General features: G+C 69.0%; 2 protein-coding genes. Both read right to left on the reverse strand.

Translation table 11 applies throughout. The features are described from left to right. A partial coding sequence (locus AC1VAN_RS21925) for an oxidoreductase (protein WP_480986756.1) occupies window positions 1–651 on the reverse strand: 651 nt, incomplete at its 3' end. A 105-nt stretch (window positions 652–756) separates the two neighbouring features. Further along, window positions 757–1,359 (reverse strand): membrane protein YczE, encoded by a 603-nt coding sequence (gene yczE, locus AC1VAN_RS21930; protein WP_480986757.1) that lies wholly within the window; start codon window positions 1,357–1,359, stop codon window positions 757–759. Window positions 1,360–1,361: the final 2 nt, after the last annotated feature.

Raw genomic sequence — 1,361 nt, forward strand, 5'->3', positions numbered from 1 at the left:
GATGAAATCCGGGCCGCAGGCTTCGCGGATGCGGCGCACGATCTCCACCGCGAAGCGCATGCGCTGTGCGGCATCACCGCCCCAGCGATCGTTGCGCTTGTTGGTGCGCGGGGYGATGAACTCGTTGATGAGGTAACCCTCCGAGCCCATCACTTCCACGCCGTCGTAGCCGGCTTCGCGGGCCAGCTTCGCGCTGCGTGCATAGTCGGCGATGTGCCGCTCGACGCCGCTGGCCGACAAGGCGCGCGGGGTGAACGGATTGATCGGCGCCTTCAGCTTCGACGGCGCTACCGACAGCGGGTGATAGGCGTAGCGCCCGGCATGCAGCAGCTGCAGGCAGATCTTTGCGCCGTGCTGGTGCGCGGCGGCGGTCAACTGCCGATGCGGGCGCACTTCCCAAGGCCAGGACAGCTTGCCGCCGAAAGGCTTGAGCCAGCCGACCACGTTCGGCGCGAAACCACCGGTGACGATCAGGCCGACGCCACCCTCGGCGCGCTCTGCGAAGTAGGCGGCCAGGCGCGGGAAGTCGCGTGCGCGGTCCTCCAGGCCGGTATGCATCGAGCCCATCAGCACCCGGTTGCGCAGCTGGGTGAAGCCCAGGTCCAGCGGGGCGAACAGGTGGGGGTAGGCGCTTTCGTTGGCTGGCGACATGTCGATACGCTTGCGTACGGAAGCGCGAAGGGTGCCGCGAAACGGCTCCCGGGGCAAGGGCTGCTCGCGCGGTAGCGCCGGGCCATGCCCGGCCTACCGGTCAGCTCAGGGCGATTGCGGTTGCCGGCCAGCGGCCGGCACTACCGGTGTGCGGCCGATCCCGAACCAGCCAAGCGTGACCCCGCACAACGGTCCGATCAGCAACGCGAAGGCGAGCGTGCCGACGCCGACATTGCCGCCCAGCCACCACCCCAGCAGCAGCACGCTGCCTTCGATCAGGCTGCGCACCTTCCAGATCGGCCAGCCGGTGCGCGCGTGCAGTCCGGTCATCAGGCCATCGCGCGGGCCAGGGCCGAGCTTGGCGCCGATGTACAGGCCGGTGGCCAGCGCCACCAGCAGCATGCCGGCGCAGAACATCGCCACCTGCCAGCCGAGGCCGACGGCCGGGGGCAGCAGCCACAGTCCGAACTGGGCCGAAGGGCCGATCAGCATCACGTTGAGCACGGTACCGACACCTGGCTTCTGCCGCAGCGGCCACCACAGCAGCAGCACCAGCGCGCCGATCACGTTGGTGGCCAAGCCGAACGACAACGGGGTCTGTGCAGCAATGCCCTGCGACAGCACGTCCCACGGCGCGACACCGATCGCGGCGCGGATCATCAGCGAGGCGCCGAAGCCGTAGAGGAACAGGCCGATGATCAGTTGCAGCA

The organism is Stenotrophomonas sp. 05L44_2, from assembly GCF_056665995.1.